Raw genomic sequence first — 24,761 nt, forward strand, 5'->3', positions numbered from 1 at the left:
ATTACTGATTTAAAAAGCTGACCGCTTTATCTGGGAAATCAGTAAACAAACCATCCACTTTTACTTGGTTGTAGTACACATCCATCATGCCTTCAAAGCTGTCAGTGTACGCTGGAATGCGTCCTGGATCGGCGCGAAACGTGTATGGATGCACTTGCAAGCCAGCGTCTTTTGCAGCCTTCATCAACGGCTTGATGATGATATTGTCTTTGGTTGACTTATCATCCACCAGCATCGGCTTCCAAGGTCCAATTCCTTCCGCGTAACTCGCTACTTTCTTCATTCCGTCGGCTTCGAACATCCAGTCATAACTGTATGGTGTTGCCTTGTCGCCTTTGTACACCATAGTTTCGTTCCAGTCCGTGTAAGCCATAAGCTGAACGAGCTTTAAGTCCATATCCATTGCAGGCATGAGTTCACTGTTGATGCGTTGAAGTTCATTCGCATCAAAACACTGAAGGTAGACTTTGTCGTCTTGAGAGCCGTAACCGTACTGCTTCAAGACTTTAAGTACTGCTTTAGAAATCTCCTTACCTTCATGACGATGGAACCAAGGCGCTTTAATTTCTGGGTAAATACCGATGTCATAACCCAGCGTTTTGTTTAAGCCTTGGATCAGCTCAATCTCTTCAGCAAACGTCGGCACTGTGAAATCAGATTTCCACATAGGGAATCGGGTTGGATAGCCCGCTACTTTGTTGCCTTTGTCATCGATATTAAAGCCTTCGGTAACTCGCAAGGATTTGATTTCCGCCAGAGTGAAATCAATCGCGTAATAACGACCATCTTTACGTGCACGATCAGGAAAACGCTCCGCAACATCCGTTACGCGATCGAGATAATGGTCATGCAACACGACCAACTGGTCGTCTTTCGTCATTACCACATCTTGCTCTATGTAGTCAGGTTTCATTGCGTAAGCAAGTGCTTTGGCTTCTAGCGTGTGCTCAGGCAAGTAGCCCGATGCACCACGGTGCGCAATGACAAGCGGCTTCGCAATCGCACCAGCAGAAAGGCTAAGTGCTAAAAAAGTAAGACATACTGACTTTGTTTTCATTGTTATTTCCTTGATAAAGCGAAGAGGCAGTATTCCACTGCCTCTTTAAATAAATATTACGCTAGCGCTTCCTTCTCGCGCTCTTTTTGCTCGTGGTGCGCACGCTCACCTAAGAAGGCGTACATCAAACACACGATAGAAGTAATACAAGAACCCACTAAGATGATAAAGCCACCATCCCAGCCAAAGTGGTCTACGGTGTAGCCCAAAATCGCGTTTGCGGCAACTGCCCCACCCAGGTATCCAAACAAACCAGTAAGACCAGCGGCAGTACCTGCGGCTTTCTTCGGAGCGAGTTCAAGTGCGTACAAACCGATCAGCATAACCGGACCATAGATTAGGAAGCCAATTGCAATAAGCGCCATCATATCTACTGTTGGGTTGCCCGCAGGGTTAAACCAATAAACCATCACTGCAACTGTCACTAACACCATAAATAAGATACCAGCAGGTGCACGACGACCTTTGAACAATTTGTCAGAGATCCAACCACACAATAGTGTTCCTGGAATGCCAGCCCATTCGTATAAGAAATAAGCCCATGACGATTTATCTACCGAGAAATCCTTCGCTTCTTTTAGGTAAACAGGTGCCCAGTCCAGTACGCCGTAACGAATTAGGTAAACAAATGCGTTTGCAATTGCAATCGACCAAAGAAGTTTGTTGTTGAAGACGTATTTGAAGAAGATTTCCTTCGCTGTCATTTCTTGTTCATGGGACTTGTCATAGTCATCTGGGTAATCGTCTTTGTATTCTTCAATAGGAGGCAGACCACAAGACTGAGGGGTATCGCGAACCGTCATCCAAACAAACACAGCAACTAACGTGGCGAAAAATGCAGGAACATAAAATGCAGTGCGCCAATCATCATTAAATGCCCACAGGCCAAGAATAAATAGTGGACCAATCAAACCGCCACCCACGTTGTGCGCCACGTTCCAAACCGAAACGATCTCACCACGCTCTTTACGTGACCACCAGTGCACCATGGTTCGGCCACAAGCAGGCCACCCCATCCCTTGGAACCAACCGTTTAAGAAAAGCAAAATGAACATCGCAGTGACGCTACCAGTCGCCCATGGCATAAAGCCAAAGCAAAACATCACTAATGCAGACATCAATAGGCCGCCACTAAGGAAATAGCGAGGGTTGGAGCGGTCTGAAACGCTGCCCATTAGAAACTTAGAGAGACCATATGCAATGGAAACAGCTGCCAAGGCGACACCTAAGTCTCCGCGGCTAAAGCCTTGCTCGATAAGATAAGGCATCGCCAAACTGAAGTTTTTACGAACTAGATAGTAACCGGCGTAGCCAACAAAGATACCGATAAAGAGTTGCCAACGGAGGCGAGAGTAGGTGCTATCGATGCTGCCAGGGGACAGACGATCAATGTGCGCCTTAGGTTTGAATATTCCAAACATAGGAACCTCATTATTTTGTATGCGATGGTAAAAACACAAAAGGAGCGAACGAAACAAAATAAATCTTCGTTCGAAAGTTCATGAATTGTATGGAGTTAGGATTTTATTTCTGTGACAAATGTTGCACATGGATTAAATATAAGTAAATACAGTAAATTATATGAGCATTAATTAGATCATCGTTCAACTTTACTCAAGATTCGTTAATATGAAACTGATATTCAAACCTCTCACTTGAGCATTCCAATTCGAAACCTTTGAAACAAAGGCTCGAATTAGAACATAAACTAACCGTAAAAAGGGCGATTTACGCCTGCCCTACTCGCTCCGAACCAACTAATAACTAAAAAGCTGAAAAACGATCACGTTTAGCATCAAACGAAATAAAAAAAACAATTTTTATTTGAATACAAGCCGAAGCAATGATTCACAAACACAAGACATTAACAGCGTTTATTCTCTTCTCAACTCATCCTATTGGTACCAATGGGATGACGATTTTTTCTAAAAGTCCAAACATGACAGCGTATTTTTTATATCACTGCTATCCCTTGATACATTTGACATTCCGCTACTCCTTTAGGGTTAATTGCTACACAAGTTCTGTGCAATAAGTCTCCAAGCACGTAGCAGCTTCACAAAACTCCTCTTACCAGTTGTGCATTCTTTTTCACATCGGTAATTTGAGCGCTCTCAACACTGGCCTCGTGACAAATAAATTATTTTCGTTGTGTTCTTTTCCGGTTAAAAGATGCGCCATTTAACAAAAACGAAGACTTTGATTAACAAATTCATGCTCAAACGCTCACTTTTAACGCTCGTTTATTTTCGTAAACGTTTATATATGCACAATAGTATCGTGCTAGACAGGCAAAAATGATCAAAGGACTTTTAACATGACAACGAACAAACACCCCTCTCTGCTCGGAGAATGTTTGGCCGAGTTTATCGGTACAGGACTACTTATTTTCTTCGGCGTAGGCTGTGTTGCAGCCTTAGTTCTAACAGGCGCATCATTTGGACAATGGGAAATCAGTATTGTATGGGGCTTCGGTGTCGCCATCGCTATTTACTGTACGGCTGGCGTCTCTGGTGCACACATCAACCCTGCCGTTACCATCGCACTTGCTATGTTCCATGGTTTTGATAAGGCGAAAGTGGTGCCATACATTATCGCTCAAATGCTTGGGGCATTCTGTTCTGCTGCGTTGGTTTACAGCTTATACAGCAACCTTTTCACCGACTACGAAATCGCTCATAACTTCGTTCGCAGCAGCCAAGATGCACTAGCAACTGCTGGTATCTTCTCAACCTATCCGCATGCCTCCCTCTCTTTCTTTGGTGCTTTTGCTGTGGAATTCGTTATCACTGCTGTGCTGATGTTTGCGATTCTGGCTCTGGGCGATGAAAATAACGGCGCGGCACGTGGCGCAATGAACCCTCTATTGATCGGTATTTTGATTGCCGTCATCGGTGGTTCACTTGGCCCACTAACAGGCTTTGCGATGAACCCTGCTCGTGACTTTGGACCAAAGCTGTTCGCTTACTTCGCTGGTTGGGATTACGCTCTGACAGGTGCTAAAGACATTCCTTACTTTATCGTGCCTTTACTTGCTCCGATTGCAGGTGCGTGTTTTGGTGGTTGGTTGTATCCAAAAGCGATTGCCGCTTACCTTCCACAACAAGGTCACGGTTGCACGATTCCAAACCAATGTGAGACGGAAGAAGAAACAGAAGAAGCTAGAGCTTAAAACTGACGTAACTCGAACATTTACTAAAATATAAATAACGAAACAAAAGGATTCTTACCATGACTGAGCAAAAATACATTGTTGCCCTAGACCAAGGTACAACAAGCTCTCGCGCAGTGATTCTTGATCATGATGCGAACATCGTAAGCGTCGCGCAACGCGAATTTACTCAGATTTATCCAGAAGCTGGTTGGGTTGAACATGATCCAATGGAGATCTGGGCAACACAAAGCTCTACCTTAGTAGAAGCTCTAGCTAAGTCTGGCATCCGTAGCGACCAATTAGCGGCTATCGGTATTACTAACCAGCGTGAAACGACTATCGTCTGGAACAAAGAAACAGGTAAACCCGTTTACAATGCGATTGTATGGCAATGTCGCCGTACTGCTGATATCTGTGAAGATTTAAAAGCACGCGGTCTCGAAAACTATGTACGTGACAACACTGGTTTGGTGCTTGACCCTTACTTCTCCGGTACCAAAGTTAAATGGATTCTGGACAATGTTGAAGGCGCACGAGAAGACGCAGAAGCAGGTAAGCTGTTGTTTGGTACTGTCGATACTTGGTTAGTTTGGAAGATGACTCAAGGTCGCGTTCACGTAACCGACTACACTAACGCATCGCGTACCATGCTGTTTAACATCAACGATCTATGTTGGGATCAAAAAATGTTAGATGAGCTTGGCATCCCAGCATCTATGATGCCAGAAGTGAAGCGCTCATCGGAAATTTACGGTAAAACCAACATCGGTGGTAAAGGCGGTACTCGTATTCCTATTTCTGGAATCGCAGGTGACCAACAAGCGGCGCTTTACGGCCAAATGTGTGTTGAAGCGGGTCAAGCGAAAAACACTTACGGTACGGGTTGTTTCTTGCTAATGAATACTGGCCAAGAAAAAGTCACTTCGACACATGGCCTTCTAACTACTTTGGCTTGTGGTCCTGCAGGCGAACCAGCTTATGCACTTGAAGGCGCCGTATTCATGGGTGGAGCTTCTATCCAATGGCTACGCGATGAATTGAAAATCCTAAACGGTGCAGAAGACTCTGAATACTTCGCGACAAAAGTGGATACATCAAACGGCGTTTATGTCGTGCCTGCATTTACTGGTTTAGGCGCTCCATACTGGGATGCCTACGCACGTGGCACGATTGTCGGCCTTACTCGCGGTGTGAATTCAAACCATATCATCCGTGCAACATTGGAAGGCATCGCTTATCAAACTCGTGACGTACTGGATGCGATGCAAGCTGACTCAGGCATTAAGCTTGCGAACCTTCGCGTCGATGGTGGTGCAGTAGCGAACAACTTCCTAATGCAATTCCAATCCGATGTATTGAACACAGAAGTACACCGCCCTCAAGTAACTGAGGTTACCGCTCTTGGTGCAGCCTACCTTGCCGGCCTTGCAGTTGGTTACTGGGATAGCATTGATGAGTTGCAGAATAAAGCGGTACTTGATCGCACCTTTGAGCCACACGATGATGAAGAAAAACGCAATCGTCGTTACAAGGGCTGGAAACGTGCAGTGAAATGTGCACAAACCTGGTCTGAACTTCACGACGAAGAAGATTAATCTCATCTCCATAAGAAAAAAAGAGCGCCATTTGTGCGCTCTTTTTGCGCTTTATCCCCGATTCCTGAACTCGCTTACTTCTCACAACGAGCAAATTCGAGCACAATAGAGGTTCGAATTTGAAGCATTGGCCGTTACCAATGCACAAGGGAGTGGTAAGTGAAGCAAATACCTCGACACCAGCAGATTGTTGAGCTGGTGAAAAAACAAGGCTATGTCAGCACGGATGAGTTAGTAGAAAGATTCAATGTCAGCCCACAAACCATCCGACGCGATCTCAATGAACTCGCCGATGACAACAAAATTCGTCGTTATCACGGTGGAGCCACTATTCCTCTCAGTTCTGAAAACACATCTTACAACACGCGTAAAGCGCTCAACTTCAATGAAAAAGATGTCATTGCAGACGAGGTAGTCAAACACATTCCAGATGGTGCCACACTATTCATCGATATCGGCACCACACCAGAAGCAGTTGCGCGAGCGCTCAATAAAAACCATAAACAGTTGCGTGTTGTCACCAACAACATCAATGTTGCGACCATTCTTTTCCCTAACCCTGAAATCAAAGTCATCTTAGCGGGTGGAGAAGTCCGCAGCAGAGACGGCGGTATTGTTGGCGAGGCTACCCTCGATTTCGTTAAACAGTTCCGTCTCGACTTTGGTATTCTCGGCATTAGCGGTATCGACTTCGATGGCTCGCTATTAGACTTTGATTACCACGAAGTCCGGGTCAAACAAGCGATCATTGACAATAGCCGTAGTGTATTTCTTGCCGTAGACCACACCAAGTTCGGGCGCAATGCTATGGTGAAACTAGGCAATATTGCACAGCTCAACATGATCTTTACCAATAAGCAGCCACCAGAAGAAATCTTGTCAATTTTGAAGGAAGCTTCTATCCCACTTGAAGTGGTTGAAGCTAACGAATCAAACTCCGAAAACGAGTAACGTCAATCGTATAACTCCCCCTCAAATGACCTCTGTCTTAATTAGACAGAGGTTTTTTTGTGTCTAAATCACACAAAACGCTCACAAACGAAAATAATAGATGATCACAAACGAAACCTGAGCTAGGATTACATTATGTTCTAAAATGCTCGTTCGCTCACCAAGAGGTCAAATTTATGAGTATACAAAATAATGCTTCCACTACTAGCTCATCCACTACCTTAGACTTGATCGTAATCGGTGGCGGCATTAACGGAGCTGGTATTGCAGCAGACGCAGCTGGCCGAGGTTTGAGTGTTGGCTTATATGAAGCACATGACTTCGCATCTGCGACTTCTTCAGCAAGTTCTAAACTGATACACGGCGGTTTACGCTACCTTGAACACTACGAGTTTCGTTTAGTTTCGGAAGCGCTCGCAGAGCGTGAGGTTATTCTTCGTAAAGCACCACACGTCGCATTACCAATGCGTTTCCGTTTACCGCATCGCCCATTCCTACGCCCAGCTTGGATGATTCGTTGTGGCCTTTTCCTTTACGATAACTTGGGTAAACGTACGACGCTGCAAGGCAGTAAAACCGTCAACCTTGCGAAATCTGGCTTGCTAAAACCAGAGATGAAAACGGGTTTCGAATACTCTGACTGTTGGGTTGATGATGCACGTTTAGTATTACTGAACGTTCTTGCGGCTCGCGAAAACCATGCTGAAGTGCGTAACTACTGCCGCGTGGAAAAAGCACACCGTGAAGGTGGTATCTGGCATGTTACTATTCACGATGTGATGACAGACCAACGTTTCGAACGTAAAGCGAAAGCGTTAGTCAATGCTGCGGGGCCTTGGGTAAAACAGTTCTTTGATGATGGATTAGAGCAAGCCTCTCCTCGTAACATTCGCTTAATCAAAGGCTCGCACATCGTTGTTCCTCGTATCCACAACGAACCGCAAGCCTACATTCTTCAAAACAAAGACAATCGCATCGTATTTATGATTCCTTACTTAGATAAGTTCTCAATCATTGGTACAACAGATGTGGAATACAAAGGTGACCCACGTGAAGTGTCGATCTCAGATGACGAAGTCGATTACCTCATTGATATCGTAAACCAACACTTTGTCCACCAGTTGACTCGCGAAGATGTAGTTTGGACATACAGCGGTGTTCGTCCTTTATGTGACGATGAATCTGACTCTCCGCAAGCAATCACACGAGACTACACGCTAGAGCTCGATGCGGAATACGACCATGCACCTCTGCTTTCTGTTTTTGGTGGTAAGTTAACGACCTACCGTAAGTTAGGTGAAGCAGCAATGAAGAAACTTGCTCCGTTCCTACCTGAAATGGGTAAAGACTGGACGGCCAACCAAACCCTTCCTGGTGGTAACTTCAGCTGTAGTCGTGAACAATTAGCGAAACAAATTCATGCTAAATACACTTGGGCGCCAGAAGCATTGATTCTTCGTTATGTCACTCAGTTTGGTACCCAAACGTGGAACTTAATGGAAGGTACAACAAGTGAAGCTGACTTAGGACAAACGTTCTCGACACAAGCCGGTGGTGTTTACCAACGTGAGATCGATTACTTAATGAACCATGAAATGGCAATGACCGATGAAGACATTTTATGGCGCCGTACTAAGCTTGGTCTTTACATGAACGAGGAAGAAAAACAGGCCTTAACGGACTATTTAAAGAAAAAGCTACAACAGAAAGTGGTTAATCTTTCTCAAGTTGGCTAACAGCTCCCCTCCCTCCCCCCACAATAAAGCCTGCTTAGTTGCAGGCTTTTTGTTTTGTTGTTTAAGCACAACACCTTGGTGCGCTCCACTCGATTGCAAATAAGAACAACTATTCATAGACATTTGGCATTAAATACAATCATACTCATTTGAAAAATAATGCATCAATGACTTCAGAGTACCGTACTCAGAGCATTGCCTCTGTATGGCAATGCAATTCTCGCGAAAGAAGTATCTTGAGGTTATTTTGGTATCGGCTCAAACAAGGAAAAGAAAATGGGTTTTATGATTGAACATTGGGACTTCTCAACCCCAGAAGCAACTCAACAATCCACCACGGCAGAGCAAATTCAAGCTAAGCATTGGTACCATTGCGAACGGCTGCATCCTGATATTCGTGGTTGGCTGGAGCAAAACCAAGTACCTCGAGCTACGGTTGATCATCTATTAGCCGACGAAAGCCGACCATCTTTCCATCCTTTGGATGACGAGAACTTCATGTTGATTTTACGAGGCGTCAATATGAACGGCAATGCATCACCAGAAGATATGCTTAGTATTCGAATTCTCTACTTTCAAGGCGCACTCATTTCAACTCGTAAAATTCCATCACGCGCGATCATGGAGATTCGCCAAGCATTAGCGGAACACAAAGGCCCAAAAAGTCTTGCCAGTTTACTTCATCAGATCATTGAAGGATTAAACAGTAAAATAGACATTTACCTTGATACGATTGAAGAAACACTAAACCAGTTCGACGTGAATGATGAGTCGACGTACAAACATATGGCGACTCAAAAAGCACTGATTTCTATCAAGCGTTTTATTCGCCCTCAGCAGTACGCTATCCGTGATCTTGTGGAGTCAGAATCAGAATTGATTGCTTTGAGACCTCATCAATATCGCTTCGCACACAATAATATTACGCGCATAAATGAAACACTTGAGTTTTATCTTGGAGAAGTGGCGCTTTTCCAAGAAGAGATCAAACATCATCGTGATGAGAAAACCAATAAAAACAGTTACCTGTTTACTTTGGTAGCAACGATTTTTCTACCAACCAGCTTCTTAACAGGTTTACTCGGTATCAATGTTGGTGGAATGCCAGGCGTGGATTCCACCATGGCATTCACCTGGTTCTGCATCGCCTTAATTGTCATTTTTGGTCTAGAGTGGTGGCTATTTAAACGCTTGGGGCTCACGAATAAAGCGGACGACGAAGACGAATAAACACTAAACCTATAAAGAACAAAAACCAAAAGAGGAGCACGCGGCTCCTCTTTTCTCTACTCACATTAGAATCTTATCCGGGGTGACCATCCACACGAGGGGTCACAAGCATCACACCAAAGCGCCACACAAATAGCCCAAACGCAACAATCCATAATCCACCGCTGATATCAATCCACAGTATCATGTTCGCTGGATCAAAGATCACGGCGAAACTGCGAACCAAAGCTGCCGCGGTAATCGCTGCAAACGCAAGGCTCATGTTTGGCCCTTTGTAGATCATGCGACCAGTATGTCCCATCGTCACCCGTGTAATCATCGCTAAAATCAAACCGCCTAACGCACCTATCGCAAACAGGTGAATGAGGTTATGGCTGGCAAATGCATCTCCCCAGACGCCTCGCAAAATTAAGCTTAGTGGTAAACACAAATACGCAGCATGCAGCGACCATACTAAAGGCTCGTTCAGGGTTAACCAAGGTTTCCAGCGAACAAAACGCACCAACTGAGCAACACCTGCAAATAGCATCAAACGACTACCTAGTTCTGCAAACGTCACAGGGAAAAAGCTCAGCACAAATAGCATTACCAATGGCAAGTTCGCGAACCACTCTAACCAAGCCAATGGTTGCGCTTTTTCGAAATTAAATCGACGCGCAGTAAAAAATGGAATTACACGTCCGCCCATCACTGACAACAGCAAGGTAAACCACCACAGCATTGCTTGCCACACCGCTGAAGAGCTAAAGGGCGGCATACCTTTTATCGTTGCGTAGCTTGCAAAGTTCGCAAAGATGGCTAAAAGAAACAGTGGAACGAAAAACAAATTACGCCAACCTTTGGCTCGATACACACGAATGCCCACCTCATAGGCGACAAACAGTAAAAATACCGCTTCGATACTGCTGGTTAACCATAACGGTGCTGGTGTCCAAAGCAATATGCGGGGCACTAACCACAAGCCAAATAAAGCCAGAAGCATGTAATGCTTGGTACCATTAATGCCAGTCCAGTTTTGTACCGCGGTCAGTACAAAGCCAACTACAATGGCCATCGAAAAACCGAACAACATTTCATGTACGTGCCACCACAATGCAGGCACGGCTAATGCGTTTGGCTGTCCGCCTTGGAACATCCACACCCACAACGCAATCGCAACAATGGCGTAAATCGACCCAAACAGAAAAAACGGCCGAAAGCCTAATCGCAGCCATGCGGGGATTTTTTCTTCTACTTTTTTATCGGTGATATTCAGCATTATCTTGCCCTCAAGCGTCTCTCGATGCTGGTTAACTCAACTACATATTGATGCTACCATAAACATGTATAAAAAATACATGTTTATAATTAAGATTATACTTAAGAGGTAAAGTTGTGCTTCAGAGGCGGGTTAGGTATAAACATGAGAGGCACAACTATCAGTTAAGGGATGCAACGACAATGTACATATTTGGCTATGGCAGTTTGATTAATTCTGCGTCGCGTAAGTTAACCGGACAAACGGGAGAAGCCATTCCCGTCATAGCACATGGGTTGGTTCGCTACTGGGGGAAGATTGACGACAGCTACAGCCTCTCTCCATTAGTGGTGAACCAAGGCGATGGACAGGTTAATGGCGTTTTACTCGAAGTAAATGAAGAAGCGCTCGCAGAATTCGACCGCCGTGAGCGAGGTTATCATCGTATTCAACTTCAGCCAGATCAAATCGAAACAGATGCGAGTTTTAACCAAGAACATGACATTTGGGTTTACGTAAAAGACGAGCCACTACCACCATGCGAAAAGAGCCCAATCATGCAAAGTTATGTTGATACCGTACTGGCAGGTTGCTTGGAAGTTTCCCACGCGTTTGCAGAGCATTTTGTGCGTCACACCATTGGCTGGCAACACGCGAAAGAAAATGACCGCCACCAACCCAAATATGGCAACCTTGCAGGCGTACAAGATCACCATTATGAGTTGATTGATAATCTAATAAAAAAAGGAGCCTAACGGCTCCTTTTTAGTATCTATGTTTTGCTTACGCGAGCTTAAAACTTGTAATCAACACCAACGTACAGGCTGTCAAAATCAAAATCTTCGCTGCCACCGTTTTCGGCATCAATACTTACCGAAGAAGCACGGTAGCCACCAGATACAACCAAACCTGAAGCGAACTCATAACCAGCCTCAACACCGTAGTTAAAGCCTACATCACGACCATCATCGGTAACAGTGCTAGATGATTTCACTTCATAAGAAACACTCATTACACCAAGGCCAGCAATCGCACCAACATAGAAGCCTGTACCTGCAAATTGGTATTTAGGCTTCGCATTGAAATTGAACGCAGAAGCATCAACACTAAATTTAACCGGCCACCCCATGTAAGAAAATGTTTCTTCAAAGTCGCCAAAGTATATGTACTCACCTTCAAAAGCTAGTTTGAAGTTTTCTGAATATTGAAGCTCTTTACCTACAGCAAGGCTAAGACCTGTCGCAGAAAGATCTTTTGACAAGCTTTTAACTTTAAGATCTGAATTTACCAAATCAGCACCAACATACCAGTTACCTTTTGCTTGAACTGATGCTGAAGCAACCACTGCACCTAAAGCCAATAATGGCAATACTTTTTTCATTATAATTTCCTAATTTTTCATACTGTTAGACAGCTTTTAAAAGCGCGGAGATTATAAATAGAGTTGAATACTTTCCTATTGATTTGTTTATAAAATGAGACACAAAACATAAACATGAACAATAAAACGTTTGCTTGATTAAACTCTAAACAGCTCGAGTCCTATTAAGTACTAGAGTTACCACAAGTAGCAAGTTTCCAAACCAGTCGCGTTTTTCAGTATTTTTACAGCAATATAATCCTTACGTTTACGGCTTTATTTATTACTCAATAGAGTCTATTTCATGAAAACAATTTGGCTTGATATGATGATTTAAAGTGTTTAGGACTGTCTTACTAAAGGTTTGTGCATATCTAAGTAGCTGTTTAAAATAGTCAGATTATTGAGCTCACACTTGGGCAGTGCCAACGGGAAATTTACATGGCAAAGCTAAAAGATATCGCCATTGAAGCAGGCGTCTCACTTGCAACCGTATCGCGGGTTTTGAACAACGACCCAACGTTGAGCGTTAAAGAAGAAACCAAATACCGCATTTTGGAAATTGCAGAAAAACTGGAGTACCGCACCAGTAGCTCGAAGAAAGGCATCAAAGAAGCTAAGCAAAAACATCACTTTTTAGCCTTATATAACTACAAACAAGAAACAGAGGTGAATGACCCTTACTACTTATCAATTCGTCATGGGATTGAAACGCAATGCGACAAATTAGGTATTACGCTAACCAATTGCTATAACAGTGAAATTGATGTTGAAACGAAAAAGATAACAGGTGTCCTTTTAGTCGGAAATGTCGACCAAAAGGTAGTAGATAAATTACCTAAACGTCTAGCCGATAGCATTTGCTACATAAACTTTTCAGATCCAACCTGCCCTTATGATTGCGTTGATGTCGACCTTATTCGAGTCAGTAGGCAAGTAGTTGATTTCTTTGTACAACGAGGCCACCGCCGCATCGGTTATATTGGCGGTCAAGACAAGCACGACGCAGCTGACACTCGTGAAAATGTGTTTTTGGACTATGGCTATCTAAAAGGCGTGGTCGCAGAACATGATATACACTATTGTGCCTGCTCTAGTTTGTCCGGTTATAACTTAGCGAAAGAGATGCTAGCCAAAGGTGACTTCCCGAAAGCAGTATTCATTGATTCAGACTCCATCGCGATTGGCATAGTACGTGCAATCCATGAATTTGGCTTAAAGATACCAGAGGATATTACGCTGATTAGTATGAATGATATTCCTACTGCTCGCTTTACCTTTCCGCCGTTGTCTACAATTCGTATTCACTCTGAGTTGATGGGAACTCAGGGAGTGAACTTACTAGTGGAAAAATACCGAGATGGACGCTTACTCCCTCTTCATGTATACGTTCAAACAGAGCTTAAACTACGTGGTACAACTCAATGATACCTTTTCCATTAATCTCTTTTATGAATTAAATCTGGAACATCCCCCCCTAACCCAAGATATTCATTTTGCACAATCAGTACTGTTTCGGCGTAACGCCGATAACTCAGCGGGTAGTAAGAAGTTCAACAACAAATCACTCTAAGCACCATGAGTGCCCCAAATGTTTATCATTTAGAGGTGATGGTCGAAGAAACCAACTCGCGTAGCCAAATGCCTTTGTCTTCATTGTTTCGGCTGGAATGCCACAGCATGGCAATATCAAAATCCGCAACGGCGATCGGCGGCTTAACAGTAATGAGATCGTCCGAAAAGCCCTCCGCCAACGCCATTTTTTCTGGCACGATGGCAATGAGATCGCGCTTTTTCAATAGATGCCGAATAGTGAGAAAGTTGCGCGACGCCACGGTGACTTTGCGGCTCAAGCCATGTTCTGCGAGCTTTTGGTCTACTTGTGTCTTTAAGCTCCCATCGGGACTTACCAGAGCTTGCTCGATGTTCGCGAACGCTTCCAGAGACAGCTGTGTTTCCCCTTTCAACACCTGTTTATCACACATGCACACGTGTTTTTCGGTGTACAAGTACAAGCTCTCAAAGTTGTCATCCAACACCGGCATGCTGCCAATAATGACATCGAGCTTTTCGTGCTCAGTTAATGCCACGTAGTTGCTACGATTGACGTTAATAAAACTGATCTGCGCCTCTGGGGCGCGCTGGCGTATTTCGTCATAAAGCCGAGGAGCAAAGATAAACTCGGCATAATCCGTTAACCCGATGCGACATACACCCGCGTAATTTTCAGGTTGGAAGGCAGACTTAGTGAGCAAGTCTTTGGCGATAGAATCCAACAAGTGATGCACCGTTGGCGCGATGTGGTGAGCGTGCTCGGTGGGCTCCATATTGTGCCCTTTTCGCTCAAAAAGCGGGTCGTCAAACAACAACCTTAAACGAGACAAACTATGACTCATCGCCGACTGGCTAACGTAACTTTTCTCTGCCGCGACGCTAACGCTTCGATAGCGATACAAGTAGGAAAACGTCACCAATAAGTTCAAGTCAATGTTGCGCCACTGAATGTCCTCTTTCACTCCAACATCCTCATCCCATTTCATTCATAGATGAAATTAAAATCATCAATTTGAGTCATTTTAGAGCATTCGATAAATTAGCAACAATGCTTTTTAGATAAACAGGCTCGACATGTTCACCATATTCAAAACTTTTTTCTGGCTGGGTTGGTTCAGCTTCGGCGGCCCGGCGGCTCATATTGGTTATTTTCGCCAAACCTTTGTTGAGAAACTGAAATGGCTTGATGACAGCGAGTACGCGCAAATTGTCGCACTCAGTCAATTTTTGCCGGGACCGGGCTCAAGCCAAGTTGGCTTTGCTTTAGGTTATAAACGCGGCGGTTTAGGTGGCGCATGCGCAGCATTTGTCGGATTCACGCTTCCTTCGGTGATCATCATGTTGGCGCTGGCGATGGTGAGCAGCCAAATCACCGACACCGCAGTGTTCCAAAACATCGTTCACGGCCTAAAACTGCTCGCAGTCGTCGTCGTGGCGGATGCGACTTGGGGCATGTACAAAAACTTCTGCCAAAGTAAACTGACCGCGGGTTTGTGCGTCGCGACTGCGATTGCGTTGCTGGTGGCACCAAGCATCATGACGCAAATGTTCGTGTTGATCGCAGCAGGTTTTGTCGGAATGCGATATCTGAAGAAAGACTCCGCGCCATCAGCCGAGTCGTTTAAACCGTCTATCGCGCCATTAGCTCTATTTGCGATGCTTTTACTCGGCTTACCGTTAGTGGCTCATACGTTACCTTTGCTTGGGCTGTTTAGTGATTTTTTCCAAGCTGGTAGCTTAGTGTTTGGTGGCGGTCATGTGGTTCTGCCGCTTCTGCAAAACATTGTTGGCGACCAGCTCAGCCAAGATGCATTTTTAACAGGCTACGCCGCTGCACAAGCTGTACCGGGGCCAATGTTCACCTTTGCTACTTTTATCGGTTATGAGCTTTCGGATACGCCAATTTTAGGCGCTCTGATCGCAACGCTTGGCGTATTCCTCCCTGGGTTTCTTTTACTACTTGGCGTTCTTAAGAACTGGCAAGCACTGGCAGGCAAACCACTGGTCTCCGGCGCCATCAACGGTGTAAATGCCTCGGTAGTAGGGTTACTACTCGCGGCACTTTACCAGCCAGTATTTAGCAGCGCAGTTGTTGCTCCCATCGACATGGCGTTAGTGATTGCGGGTTTCTATCTACACAAAAAGCTCAACCTTTCGGTACTATGGATGATCGTGTTTTTTGTGGCAGCAGGCCTTGTCACGGGCATGATGTAGCCTGCTGATACGCCAACTATTGAATCTAGATAAACCACGGGCACTCAAATACGAGTGCCCTTGCTTAGATTAGATAGTGAAAACGGAACAGACCCCGATAAAAAGAGCATCACAAATTATGACTTAACTTCTCTCGGTTAAGCCATTGTTCATTCTTACCAACTTAACTGCATCATGACGAGAATGGACATCGAGTTTTTTGTACAACTTGTATATATGGCTTTTCACTGTACTTTCAGATAAAAAAAGTCTTGAAGCAATTTGTTGATTTGAAATGCCGTACACAAGTAGCTCTAGAATCTGTTTTTCTCTGCATGTTAACTCATCATGCTGCTGTTCTTCGGACAAATTTGCATGCCGATAATTGAGGACTAACTTCTCTAGGTACATTCTTGGTAGCCACAACCCACCTTTCAGTACGTATTCCGCGCCATCACATATATGTGTCACTGATGCACTTCGGAGCAAAATTCCTTTTAACAACTTCCAATGCAGTAAGTCCGTTTGTACTTTTTCACAAGGGACGTTGTGAAGCATAAAGGACCACCCAAATAGATCAAAATCTGGTAACTTTCCTTGTACTTCAAGCTGACGCATAAAATCGTAATCAATAAACATCAAATCGATACTGAGTGAGTGACTTCTGAACACCACTTCATCTGGTTGCATTATCTTTACATCGACATCATGAATGGAAGACAGCTGTTTTTTTATTAAGTTACTTTGTAAATTACTCTCAGCTAGCAGTATCAAGTGCTTCTTTTCCATAGTCCCACCACATTAACTTACCTGTTTCACCAACCCCCGTTAGAAAATTAATTGGAGGCAGCAAAGAGAATTTATCTTCATTTTAAGTAGAAAATATAGCACTTCAGAATGATATCGCATTGCTTTTCAGCACCGAAAAAGACTTAAAAAGTATGAACATGTTGTGTTTTTATCCATACTTTTCAACCTGTGTTAGCATAAGGATATGATTTATAATATTAAATAATAAAGATAATAATTGGATAAAATGCCATTTATAAAAAATGGATGACTGCTCCGCTCAGTGCAATAGAACAAATTACTTCTTTATATTGGCTTCATTTCATACTTGATGAGTACTTAAAGTAAATACAAAAAATAACATTATGATTATGTTATTTTTTTCTTTAATACTTTAAATAGACGTACCTAAATACTCCCTTCCAGCCTGAATCATTCTCAATAATGAGAACAGCTTTCACTGATCCTTTCTTATAATTTCATCGCTTCCCACAACATTTGAAGGAAGCAGCAAGAAGTTAAGTGCAGTCATTTTTAATCAGGAATAACAGGAAATGGAGTAATCGTTATGACTCTAAACAAAACAGGGCTTGCTTTAGCAATGTCAGCAATTTTATTTAGTGGCTCTCTAATCGCGAATGAGATCGATGATGGAGACGACAACATGCAATGGACTGACAGCGCTAATACCGATATCGGTTTATCTGGCAGCTTCAATGATAACAGTGACAATAGCGCATCTCTCGGTGTTGGTGATAGCTTCAACGACAACAGCGATAATAGTGCGTCACTAGGTATTGGTCATAGCTTCAACGACAACAGCGACACTGACAACAGTGCAACTCTTGGTGTTGATGACAGCTTTAATAACAACAGCGACAACTCAAACTCGAGCACTAACACAGCTCAAAGCCACAACGACAATAGTACGTCTAACGCTAACGACAACAGTACCAGTGCTGATCTTGATGTGAGCCTAAATAGTGATAGTAGTGACTCAAGTACTAACACAAATAGAAGCCACAACGACAACAGCGACTCTAGTACTACTGTAAGACGTAGCAACAACGACAACAGTGACTCTAGTATCAACAGTAGCTTTAACGATAACAGCGATAATCGTAATCAAAGCGACAACCGTAACCAGAGTGATAACCGTAGCTACGCTGATTCAAGCACAACAAACTCGAACAGCTTTAACGACAATAGTAACTATCAAAGTGACTCGAGCTCAACAAATGTTGATAGCTTCAATCAAGTCCATATGGATACAGATATGGTTGTTGCGAGCTCAAGCCTAATGGGTGGTGTTACAGGTGCATCAGTTATTTATGCAACTAACGCGGATGATACTCGAGTTCGAGTTGAAAACATGAACACCCTTGGTGGTCTTGGTGGTGCAGCTGGTATTACTACCGTTGGTCAAAATGCTGGTTCAAATTCACTTGTACAACAATCTGTTACAACTAATGCAAGTGTGTTTACTGGGGGTGAGTAACCGACTAGTAGGAGAAAGCGATGCGTTTGGCAATCTGTACTTTGAGTATGATAGTTGCCTGCACTGCACTCGCTGATGACATTGCATTATCTGGCGGAGAAGTTAGCTTGGATATCATGAATGAATCAAGAGGTGGACAAAATGTTGAACTCGACTTGGTTTATGCAGAATCAGATATCAATGGTATTTCGTCAGATAATGTCGCGTCAAACACCGTGAGTGGTAACAATATACTATCAAGTGGAGCGTTCGCAGACAGTTCGGGTATATCCAACGTAATTCAGAACAGCGGAAACAACGTTTTAATCCAGAACTCTACCGTCGTTAACCTGACACTCAAGTAAACAATATGAAAGTATTAAATAACTTAATTTGGCTGATGCTCGTTTATTCAGCATCAGCCATTTCATTAGAACTGCTACCTTACCGAGCACATTACTCTGTTCCTGTTAAAAGCTACAAAGAAATAGTGTTCGGTGATGTTTTTCGCCAACAGTATGACTTCAGCTGTGGCTCTGCCGCCCTGGCTTCTCTTCTCACTTTTCATTATGCAACAGAGTCATCTGAACAAGATATCTTCAAAAGCATGTTTGAAAAAGGTGATAAAGAAAAAATCAAAGAGAAAGGTTTTTCTTTGTTGGATATGAAGTTTTACTTGGATTCCATAGGGTTACGTTCTGACGGCTTTCAAGTAGGACTGGAGAAAATTAAAGAAGTCGGCGTCCCTGGGATTACTCTCGTTAATTTCGACGGGTATATGCATTTTGTTGTCATCAGAGGTATAAACAATCACTCAGTTATTCTAGGAGACCCTTCTAGAGGAACCATGATAATGAAACTGGATGAGTTTGAAAAATATTACCAAGGAATTGTGTTACTGGTCCGTAACGAAGCGGAAATGGGACGGTCTAGCTTTATAACCAATGATAATTTCACCGTATATCAAAGATCACCATTAAAAACAGGAGTGTCTAGAGATTCCTTAGGGGTATTTAGCATTACTCTCCCAGTTTCCGGTGAAAATTAATATAACATTGTTTTAAATAACTTTAAGAACTTAACAACCTGAAAGGCCTACATTATGAACTACAATAAATTTTTGTTAGTGCTTTGTATGCTAATACCTCATTTTAATGTGAATGCTAAAGATGTTGGCCTGCAAGAACTTACTCCTCTTTCAAATTTATCTTTAGAAGAATATCGAGGTGGTTTCCAAATTACGGACGAGTATATTATTAATATTGGATTAAGCATTACTACGACTATAAATGGCGATGATATTTTGAACACAAATATTGCCAACTTAGTAATTGAAAATGGTAATTTAAAAAACATTAGCGCAAATAGTGAAAATCAAAGTGGAGATGTTTTCAACCAGGGTATTGTTAACATCATACAATTTGGTGAAGGCAATATTATTGGAGATGATTCTATAGATTCACCCAAAATGCCTTCGTCTCAAAATCCTAATATAATAAGTTCAGACTTTATAAATTCAAGTATTATCAATATTATTCAAAACACGAAAGATAACAGTATTATTGGACTTAGCACGCTCGTAGACATTGATGCTCAAGTAAATGGGGTAATACGGGAAATCAAAGCAAACCAACAATTAGAAGACGCCTTATTGAACCACCTTCAATGAGCATTTCCATTTTTATCTGAAAAATTGTCACGTTAAGCTTCTTTGATATTAGAAACGACTGATATCTATGATTACATACCAAAAGAAAGTTCGATATATCAATCGGCCACCATCATTTTAAGAATATATACCTACTTTATCCAATATAATCCAATCAATTTATAATGCGAACACTAGGCGCTAACGATAAATTAGGCCCAAGACTCAAGGGCCTAATATCCATTTTACAAATTAAAAGGTACTCGTACTGTTAATTGAAAGTCGGGAGTATCTTCTGTAAGACCAGCTTGAGCACTAACATTGATAGATGAGCGTTCACTAAAGGCATAGTTTATACCAAAAGTTAATGCATCTAATTGAAGCAACTTAGCATCATCTGCCGATCTGCCATTTACTTTGCTTTTTAAAATAGTTTTATGGCTAAGTCCTAAAGAGAATGAAAGATCAGGATTCACCGCAAACCCCATTCCTCCTGAAAGAGAAATAGTGTCTCCAAGTTCAACATCAGCTTTTGTGTCGCCAACTGTAACAGTATCCTCTAAGTTATAAATATAACTTAGACTAGCGAACAAGACCGCAGGATCAACAGGGTGAATAAGAGATAAATTAGGCTCAAAACTCCAAAAACCCGAACCTGTAGGGACATCACTAAATGAGTTGCTTCCATCTTCAATAGAAACATCATAAGGCGATCGTCCTGTATCCGACTTTACTCTAAGGCCACCTACCCAGTATGGCGCAGACTCAAAGTTAAACTGGTGCCTCAATGCGAACTCTACATCACCAAGCCCTCCGCCATCCACCGTTGTGTTTACTACTTCACTGTTTGAACCATCTTGTATGGGGCGCGTAGAAACTTGGTCATTACGATACACATACGGCACTCTAACTTCTAACTCTGTGGCGTTTGTTAAACCGTACCGAGCAGTTAATCCAACGGTTACTGTAGTCCTATCCGAATCACTCACTTCAATTCGCCCAACAATCAGAGTTGGTAAGACTGTATACCCAACAACAGATACTTTGTTTGAAGAGTTTTGTGTATAGCTTAAAGACGAATCAAATGACCATTTACCTTTAGGTGTGAGAACGCCTGGGCGCTCAATAACATCACCAACCGTTTGGGCGCGCTGAGGAATATCATCTCCTTCAGCACCATATGCATTCCCCGCAATGAATAAACTACAAAGATAGGTACCCAGTAAAGTCTTCCGTAACATCACATCTTTCCTTTTGCTGATGATCGTACCCAAGTAATCTCAGGCAATAGCTTGAGGTGAAGCTCCTAACTTTCCAAAGTAAGATTAGTATAGCTACTTCAAAACCACGACATACCTTTAAGTTTGGCGCTTTGAAGAAATTAGGAGACATTTATACTTATCTTCAACACTAAGCCACTAGTTAATAAATAATTAGGATAGATTCTATGTTTTCGCAATATTATTAATAAAATAAATTGCTTACCTGTGCTCTTAGTATGAAGTCGATATGACATAACAGCTGAAAGCCTGTTCTCTTTTGCGTAGCATCAATCACATTGCTTTTTTAGATCGAGTCGCTCCGACTTCAACCATAACTAACGCTATCTTCCCCACATATTTCATCAAAATGCATTCCCGTGTCGCGATTTAACATGCTAAAGTTAACAATGCGTTAACAATTATAAATACAATGAGAAGACATGGAGTCACTTAAAATGAATCAGCCGAATCTAAATAGCGCTGCTGGTTGCGCTCTCCCACCACCAAATGAAATGATCCTCAAATGGGCTCAAGAGCGTCCAAATGAGGTCTACCTAAAACAAATTATTAACCGACAATTTGTTGAGTACACATTCTCTGATGTTGCAGATCAAGCCTTAAAACTTGTCAGCGCACTACGCTCACTTGGTGTAAAGCCTGGCGACAAAGTCGCATTAGTATCTAAAAACTGTGCAGAATGGTTTATTTGCGATCTTGCTATGATGCTTGGTGACTATGTCAGTGTGCCAATCTTTCCTACCGCCGGTGCAGACACCATCGAATACTGTGTGACTCATAGTGAAAGTAAAGCGATCATTGGCGGAAAACTCGATGATCCCAAAGCAACTCAGCAAGTCATTGATGCTATGCCTGAACTCATTAGCATCGCTCTACCTTATGACACGGCACCAAAGTGTAAGCACGAATACCAAGCGCTCATTGCTGATGCAGTGCCAAGTAAAGAGCGTCCGCAGCATTACGATGACAAGCTAATGTCGTTGGTGTATACCTCAGGCACATCAGGGTTACCGAAAGGCGCGATGCTAACTTACGGCGCATTCAGTTGGTCTGTTCAGCAACTGATCAATCATATTGGTATCCAAGAAAACGACCGATTGTTCTCTTATTTACCGCTCGCTCATATTACAGAGCGTGTTTATATCTTCGGTTCATCGATTATGGGTGGCGTGCCAACAGCATTTCCAGAGTCACTGGACACTTTTATCGAAGATGTGAAGATGCACCGACCAACTCTGTTTATCTCCGTCCCACGATTATGGACGCTATTCCAGCAACGTATTCAAGACAAACTTCCACAGAAGAAGCTCAATATTCTGTTGAAAATCCCATTCGTCAATTCTTTGATCAAGAAAAAGCTAGCAGATGGTCTAGGTTTAGATCAGGCTCGAGTATTAGGCTGTGGCTCTGCACCTGTCTCGCCAGCGCTGTTGGAATGGTACCACTCAGTGGGCCTTGATATCACAGAGGCTTGGGGGATGACGGAATCATTTGCCTACAGCACGCTCAACTACCCATTTAGAGCTGACAAAATCGGTAGTGTCGGTAATGCAGGACCAGGCATTGAGTTAAAAATCGCAGCTGATGATGAAATCATGGTGCGTGGCAAAGGGCTATTTTCTGGCTACTACAAAAATGACATTGCCACCCAAGAGTCTTTTGATTCAGAGGGCTGGCTACACACAGGCGATATCGGCGCTATCGACTCAGATGGTTATCTAACGATTCAAGGCCGTAAAAAAGATAACTTCAAAACCGCCAAAGGTAAATTTGTCTCTCCGGTTCCTATCGAGAAAAAGCTTTTCGAGTACAGTCGCGTAGAGATGATGTGTCTCATCGGTTTAGGGCTACCCGCTCCGATTCTTTTGGTTGTGCCACATGACTTCCCTAACTTTGATCGAGAGCGATACGCACGTACCACACGTAAAGTTATTGCCAGGATGAATCAAGAACTCGCCTCTCATGAGCAAATCAAAGGTGTGTTAATGATTAAAGAACCTTGGAGTATAGAAAATGGCGTACTGACGCCAACGCTTAAAATTAAACGTCATGTGCTCGAACAAAAGTATCATGAGATAGGCCACAATTGGCCAAAAGATGAATTGGTCGTGTGGGAAGAAGACTTGTAATTTTGCTTGCACTCCTCAACACCATTGGGGAGTGCAACTTAACTTTGAGCTTGAATCAAACTCATAAACTACTCTCTCCAGAATGGCTTACTCACTTCACAACTAATCTCCCTTTCACCTAACCCAATATCGTCCCAAAGGTGCTTTGGTAACTCTCTCAAGTGACGACGTGTCTTATAGTTCCTTCTCCAAGCCGCCAGTTTAGAATAAATTAACTGTAACCCGCTCTGATGGGCAGTAGGTATAGTACGCTCACAAGTGTGTGTCATGTTTTCCATTTCAAAGATCCCTATACAATGTTGACCACTTAATAATCAGCGACTACGCTGATATCCTCAAACGATAGAATCTGCCATAGAGTTAAGGAAAACTAATGTGAAAGATCGAATGCCTCCCTTACAGGGCTTGTATTACTTTTTCGTTGCAGCAAAGGAAGGAAGCTTTAAAACGGCAGCAAAAGAACTGTTTGTTACGCCAGCGGCCATTAGTCAGCAAATTCGTCATTTAGAAGAGTTCTTAGGCACGGACCTATTTGTTCGTCAGCACAGAAAAATCGTGCTCACACCTGAGGGAGAGCTACTGTTTAGTCAGGCAGAAAGAGGGTTTGCTCATTTGCAGCAAGGGGTAAGATTAGTCAATCAAGATCCAAACCCGAACCACCTTTCGATCTCAACACTCCCCTCTTTCGCTCATCATTGGTTAGTCCCGAAAATTACGGCTTTTCGTCAGCGTCACCCTGATATCGCCTTGCTATTAGAACCAACCAATGATTTGGTGTCTTTTCAAGATAGCCAGATAGATTTATGTGTTCGTTACGGTTTAGGAAAGTACCCCAATTTAGAATCACAATGGCTAATGGACGAAGCTTTTTATCCAGCTTGTCATCCGGTGTACCAGAAAGAGCACGGGATCTATAACATCGAGGATTTAAGCAAAGCTGAGCTGATTGAAGATGTTTGGCCTGATCTTGATTGGAATATGTGGTTAGCAACCTTGGGTCACTGCGCAGCAAAGCCTACCTTAAAATACAGTGGATCACATCTCGTGCTTGAGGCTGCACTATCACTTCAAGGCGTGGCATTAGTAAAACACAGTTTAGCTCATCAATATTTTCGTTCTGGCAAATTGGTCCGAATTGGAGATATCGCTATCAAGCCCAACTTTGCGTATTACTTGTGTGCGCCAAAAGGCTACTTAAAAAGACCTAAAGCTCAATTGTTTGCGCAATGGTTGAAGGAAGAAATAGAAATATTTGAAAAGTCAGTGGTACCAGACTTTAAGACCATTGACCTAAAAGGCAACAGCACTAGAACGGCATCATAACAATCATCAAAACAAACGCTAAATAGGAATAAAACAAACACGCTCTGC

General features: G+C 43.0%; 22 protein-coding genes. 14 read left to right on the plus strand and 8 right to left on the minus strand.

Annotated features, from left to right (window positions below):
- Nucleotide 1 precedes the first annotated feature (1 nt).
- On the minus strand, nt 2-1,057 hold the full coding sequence (gene glpQ, locus MTF70_RS02315) for a glycerophosphodiester phosphodiesterase (RefSeq protein WP_054865661.1): 1,056 nt from the start codon (nt 1,055-1,057) through the stop codon (nt 2-4).
- Between the two features lie 56 nt (nt 1,058-1,113).
- On the minus strand, nt 1,114-2,478 hold the full coding sequence (gene glpT, locus MTF70_RS02320) for a glycerol-3-phosphate transporter (RefSeq protein WP_005380199.1): 1,365 nt from the start codon (nt 2,476-2,478) through the stop codon (nt 1,114-1,116).
- 896 nt (nt 2,479-3,374) lie between these two features.
- Between glpT and MTF70_RS02325 the strand changes: the two genes are divergently transcribed.
- From MTF70_RS02325 to MTF70_RS02345, 5 genes are all read left to right on the plus strand, one after another.
- Entirely contained in the window at nt 3,375-4,229 is an 855-nt protein-coding gene (locus MTF70_RS02325; protein ID WP_005380195.1) for an MIP/aquaporin family protein, read from the plus strand.
- Nucleotides 4,230-4,288: 59 nt separating this feature from the next.
- The gene (glpK, locus tag MTF70_RS02330; protein WP_005380193.1) at nt 4,289-5,806 is read left to right on the plus strand and encodes a glycerol kinase GlpK; all 1,518 of its coding nucleotides are present in this window, start codon (nt 4,289-4,291) and stop codon (nt 5,804-5,806) included.
- 159 nt (nt 5,807-5,965) lie between these two features.
- Nucleotides 5,966-6,757 carry a DeoR/GlpR family transcriptional regulator gene (locus MTF70_RS02335; RefSeq protein ID WP_005380192.1) on the plus strand — a complete coding sequence of 264 codons (792 nt, stop codon included), beginning with the start codon at nt 5,966-5,968 and terminating at the stop codon, nt 6,755-6,757.
- Nucleotides 6,758-6,933: 176 nt separating this feature from the next.
- On the plus strand, nt 6,934-8,493 hold the full coding sequence (gene glpD, locus MTF70_RS02340) for a glycerol-3-phosphate dehydrogenase (protein WP_005391703.1): 1,560 nt from the start codon (nt 6,934-6,936) through the stop codon (nt 8,491-8,493).
- 276 nt (nt 8,494-8,769) lie between these two features.
- The gene (locus MTF70_RS02345; RefSeq protein ID WP_005380188.1) at nt 8,770-9,723 is read left to right on the plus strand and encodes a CorA family divalent cation transporter; all 954 of its coding nucleotides are present in this window, start codon (nt 8,770-8,772) and stop codon (nt 9,721-9,723) included.
- Between the two features lie 73 nt (nt 9,724-9,796).
- Here MTF70_RS02345 and MTF70_RS02350 read toward each other — a convergent pair whose 3' ends face one another.
- Nucleotides 9,797-10,981, minus strand: a complete 1,185-nt coding sequence (locus MTF70_RS02350) for an NnrS family protein (protein WP_025768215.1) — start codon at nt 10,979-10,981, stop codon at nt 9,797-9,799.
- 182 nt (nt 10,982-11,163) lie between these two features.
- Between MTF70_RS02350 and MTF70_RS02355 the strand changes: the two genes are divergently transcribed.
- Nucleotides 11,164-11,715, plus strand: a complete 552-nt coding sequence (locus tag MTF70_RS02355; protein ID WP_025768214.1) for a gamma-glutamylcyclotransferase family protein — start codon at nt 11,164-11,166, stop codon at nt 11,713-11,715.
- 38 nt (nt 11,716-11,753) lie between these two features.
- Here MTF70_RS02355 and MTF70_RS02360 read toward each other — a convergent pair whose 3' ends face one another.
- On the minus strand, nt 11,754-12,341 hold the full coding sequence (locus tag MTF70_RS02360; protein ID WP_017820436.1) for an outer membrane beta-barrel protein: 588 nt from the start codon (nt 12,339-12,341) through the stop codon (nt 11,754-11,756).
- Nucleotides 12,342-12,761: 420 nt separating this feature from the next.
- On the opposite strand from MTF70_RS02360, the gene ebgR reads away from it, so the two are divergent.
- On the plus strand, nt 12,762-13,748 hold the full coding sequence (gene ebgR / locus MTF70_RS02365) for a transcriptional regulator EbgR (protein ID WP_205461139.1): 987 nt from the start codon (nt 12,762-12,764) through the stop codon (nt 13,746-13,748).
- A gap of 170 nt (nt 13,749-13,918) precedes the next feature.
- On the opposite strand, the gene MTF70_RS02370 is transcribed toward ebgR, so the two are convergent.
- Entirely contained in the window at nt 13,919-14,860 is a 942-nt protein-coding gene (locus MTF70_RS02370) for a LysR family transcriptional regulator (RefSeq protein ID WP_017635999.1), read from the minus strand.
- Nucleotides 14,861-14,948: 88 nt separating this feature from the next.
- Here MTF70_RS02370 and chrA point away from each other — a divergent pair, with 88 nt between their 5' ends.
- A complete protein-coding gene (gene chrA, locus MTF70_RS02375) occupies nt 14,949-16,088 on the plus strand; it encodes a chromate efflux transporter (protein ID WP_017635998.1) in 1,140 nt (379 codons plus the stop codon).
- Nucleotides 16,089-16,211: 123 nt separating this feature from the next.
- Here chrA and MTF70_RS02380 read toward each other — a convergent pair whose 3' ends face one another.
- On the minus strand, nt 16,212-16,856 hold the full coding sequence (locus MTF70_RS02380; protein ID WP_005380169.1) for a response regulator transcription factor: 645 nt from the start codon (nt 16,854-16,856) through the stop codon (nt 16,212-16,214).
- A gap of 568 nt (nt 16,857-17,424) precedes the next feature.
- On the opposite strand from MTF70_RS02380, the gene MTF70_RS02385 reads away from it, so the two are divergent.
- Genes MTF70_RS02385 through MTF70_RS02400 form a run of 4 tightly spaced genes read left to right on the plus strand, consistent with a single transcriptional unit; the run spans nt 17,425 to nt 20,002 of the window.
- The gene (locus tag MTF70_RS02385; protein ID WP_005391691.1) at nt 17,425-18,354 is read left to right on the plus strand and encodes a hypothetical protein; all 930 of its coding nucleotides are present in this window, start codon (nt 17,425-17,427) and stop codon (nt 18,352-18,354) included.
- 20 nt (nt 18,355-18,374) lie between these two features.
- Complete coding sequence (locus MTF70_RS02390; RefSeq protein WP_005380167.1) at nt 18,375-18,698, plus strand: hypothetical protein; 324 nt, start codon at nt 18,375-18,377, stop codon at nt 18,696-18,698.
- 5 nt (nt 18,699-18,703) lie between these two features.
- Entirely contained in the window at nt 18,704-19,381 is a 678-nt protein-coding gene (locus tag MTF70_RS02395) for a C39 family peptidase (RefSeq protein WP_005380165.1), read from the plus strand.
- A 54-nt stretch (nt 19,382-19,435) separates the two neighbouring features.
- On the plus strand, nt 19,436-20,002 hold the full coding sequence (locus MTF70_RS02400; protein ID WP_025768212.1) for a hypothetical protein: 567 nt from the start codon (nt 19,436-19,438) through the stop codon (nt 20,000-20,002).
- Nucleotides 20,003-20,226: 224 nt separating this feature from the next.
- Here the strand turns inward: MTF70_RS02400 and MTF70_RS02405 are convergent, their stop codons facing one another.
- Entirely contained in the window at nt 20,227-21,222 is a 996-nt protein-coding gene (locus MTF70_RS02405; RefSeq protein WP_005380160.1) for a transporter, read from the minus strand.
- 476 nt (nt 21,223-21,698) lie between these two features.
- On the opposite strand from MTF70_RS02405, the gene MTF70_RS02410 reads away from it, so the two are divergent.
- The gene (locus MTF70_RS02410; protein ID WP_025768211.1) at nt 21,699-23,390 is read left to right on the plus strand and encodes an AMP-binding protein; all 1,692 of its coding nucleotides are present in this window, start codon (nt 21,699-21,701) and stop codon (nt 23,388-23,390) included.
- 68 nt (nt 23,391-23,458) lie between these two features.
- On the opposite strand, the gene MTF70_RS02415 is transcribed toward MTF70_RS02410, so the two are convergent.
- Nucleotides 23,459-23,668 carry a DUF1127 domain-containing protein gene (locus MTF70_RS02415; protein WP_005380156.1) on the minus strand — a complete coding sequence of 70 codons (210 nt, stop codon included), beginning with the start codon at nt 23,666-23,668 and terminating at the stop codon, nt 23,459-23,461.
- A 97-nt stretch (nt 23,669-23,765) separates the two neighbouring features.
- On the opposite strand from MTF70_RS02415, the gene MTF70_RS02420 reads away from it, so the two are divergent.
- Nucleotides 23,766-24,713 (plus strand): LysR substrate-binding domain-containing protein, encoded by a 948-nt coding sequence (locus tag MTF70_RS02420; RefSeq protein WP_017820432.1) that lies wholly within the window; start codon nt 23,766-23,768, stop codon nt 24,711-24,713.
- The last annotated feature ends 48 nt before the right edge of the window (nt 24,714-24,761 follow it).

Source organism: Vibrio sp. 2CM40D, assembly GCF_023161825.1.
Classification (GTDB): Bacteria; Pseudomonadota; Gammaproteobacteria; order Enterobacterales; family Vibrionaceae; genus Vibrio; species Vibrio alginolyticus.

Excerpts from the sequence above, each read along its gene's own strand:
- chrA (WP_017635998.1), top strand. The coding sequence starts at position 14,949 with ATGTTCACCATATTCAAAACTTTTTTCTGGCTGGGTTGGTTCAGCTTC.
- MTF70_RS02355 (WP_025768214.1), top strand. The coding sequence starts at position 11,164 with ATGTACATATTTGGCTATGGCAGTTTGATTAATTCTGCGTCGCGTAAG.
- glpK (WP_005380193.1), top strand. The coding sequence starts at position 4,289 with ATGACTGAGCAAAAATACATTGTTGCCCTAGACCAAGGTACAACAAGC.
- glpT (WP_005380199.1), bottom strand. The coding sequence starts at position 2,478 with ATGTTTGGAATATTCAAACCTAAGGCGCACATTGATCGTCTGTCCCCT.
- MTF70_RS02395 (WP_005380165.1), top strand. The coding sequence starts at position 18,704 with ATGAAAGTATTAAATAACTTAATTTGGCTGATGCTCGTTTATTCAGCA.
- MTF70_RS02405 (WP_005380160.1), bottom strand. The coding sequence starts at position 21,222 with ATGTTACGGAAGACTTTACTGGGTACCTATCTTTGTAGTTTATTCATT.
- MTF70_RS02415 (WP_005380156.1), bottom strand. The coding sequence starts at position 23,668 with ATGGAAAACATGACACACACTTGTGAGCGTACTATACCTACTGCCCAT.
- MTF70_RS02360 (WP_017820436.1), bottom strand. The coding sequence starts at position 12,341 with ATGAAAAAAGTATTGCCATTATTGGCTTTAGGTGCAGTGGTTGCTTCA.
- MTF70_RS02410 (WP_025768211.1), top strand. The coding sequence starts at position 21,699 with ATGAATCAGCCGAATCTAAATAGCGCTGCTGGTTGCGCTCTCCCACCA.
- MTF70_RS02345 (WP_005380188.1), top strand. The coding sequence starts at position 8,770 with ATGGGTTTTATGATTGAACATTGGGACTTCTCAACCCCAGAAGCAACT.
- glpD (WP_005391703.1), top strand. The coding sequence starts at position 6,934 with ATGAGTATACAAAATAATGCTTCCACTACTAGCTCATCCACTACCTTA.
- ebgR (WP_205461139.1), top strand. The coding sequence starts at position 12,762 with ATGGCAAAGCTAAAAGATATCGCCATTGAAGCAGGCGTCTCACTTGCA.
- MTF70_RS02400 (WP_025768212.1), top strand. The coding sequence starts at position 19,436 with ATGAACTACAATAAATTTTTGTTAGTGCTTTGTATGCTAATACCTCAT.
- MTF70_RS02325 (WP_005380195.1), top strand. The coding sequence starts at position 3,375 with ATGACAACGAACAAACACCCCTCTCTGCTCGGAGAATGTTTGGCCGAG.
- glpQ (WP_054865661.1), bottom strand. The coding sequence starts at position 1,057 with ATGAAAACAAAGTCAGTATGTCTTACTTTTTTAGCACTTAGCCTTTCT.
- MTF70_RS02390 (WP_005380167.1), top strand. The coding sequence starts at position 18,375 with ATGCGTTTGGCAATCTGTACTTTGAGTATGATAGTTGCCTGCACTGCA.
- MTF70_RS02350 (WP_025768215.1), bottom strand. The coding sequence starts at position 10,981 with ATGCTGAATATCACCGATAAAAAAGTAGAAGAAAAAATCCCCGCATGG.
- MTF70_RS02370 (WP_017635999.1), bottom strand. The coding sequence starts at position 14,860 with ATGAAATGGGATGAGGATGTTGGAGTGAAAGAGGACATTCAGTGGCGC.
- MTF70_RS02385 (WP_005391691.1), top strand. The coding sequence starts at position 17,425 with ATGACTCTAAACAAAACAGGGCTTGCTTTAGCAATGTCAGCAATTTTA.
- MTF70_RS02380 (WP_005380169.1), bottom strand. The coding sequence starts at position 16,856 with ATGGAAAAGAAGCACTTGATACTGCTAGCTGAGAGTAATTTACAAAGT.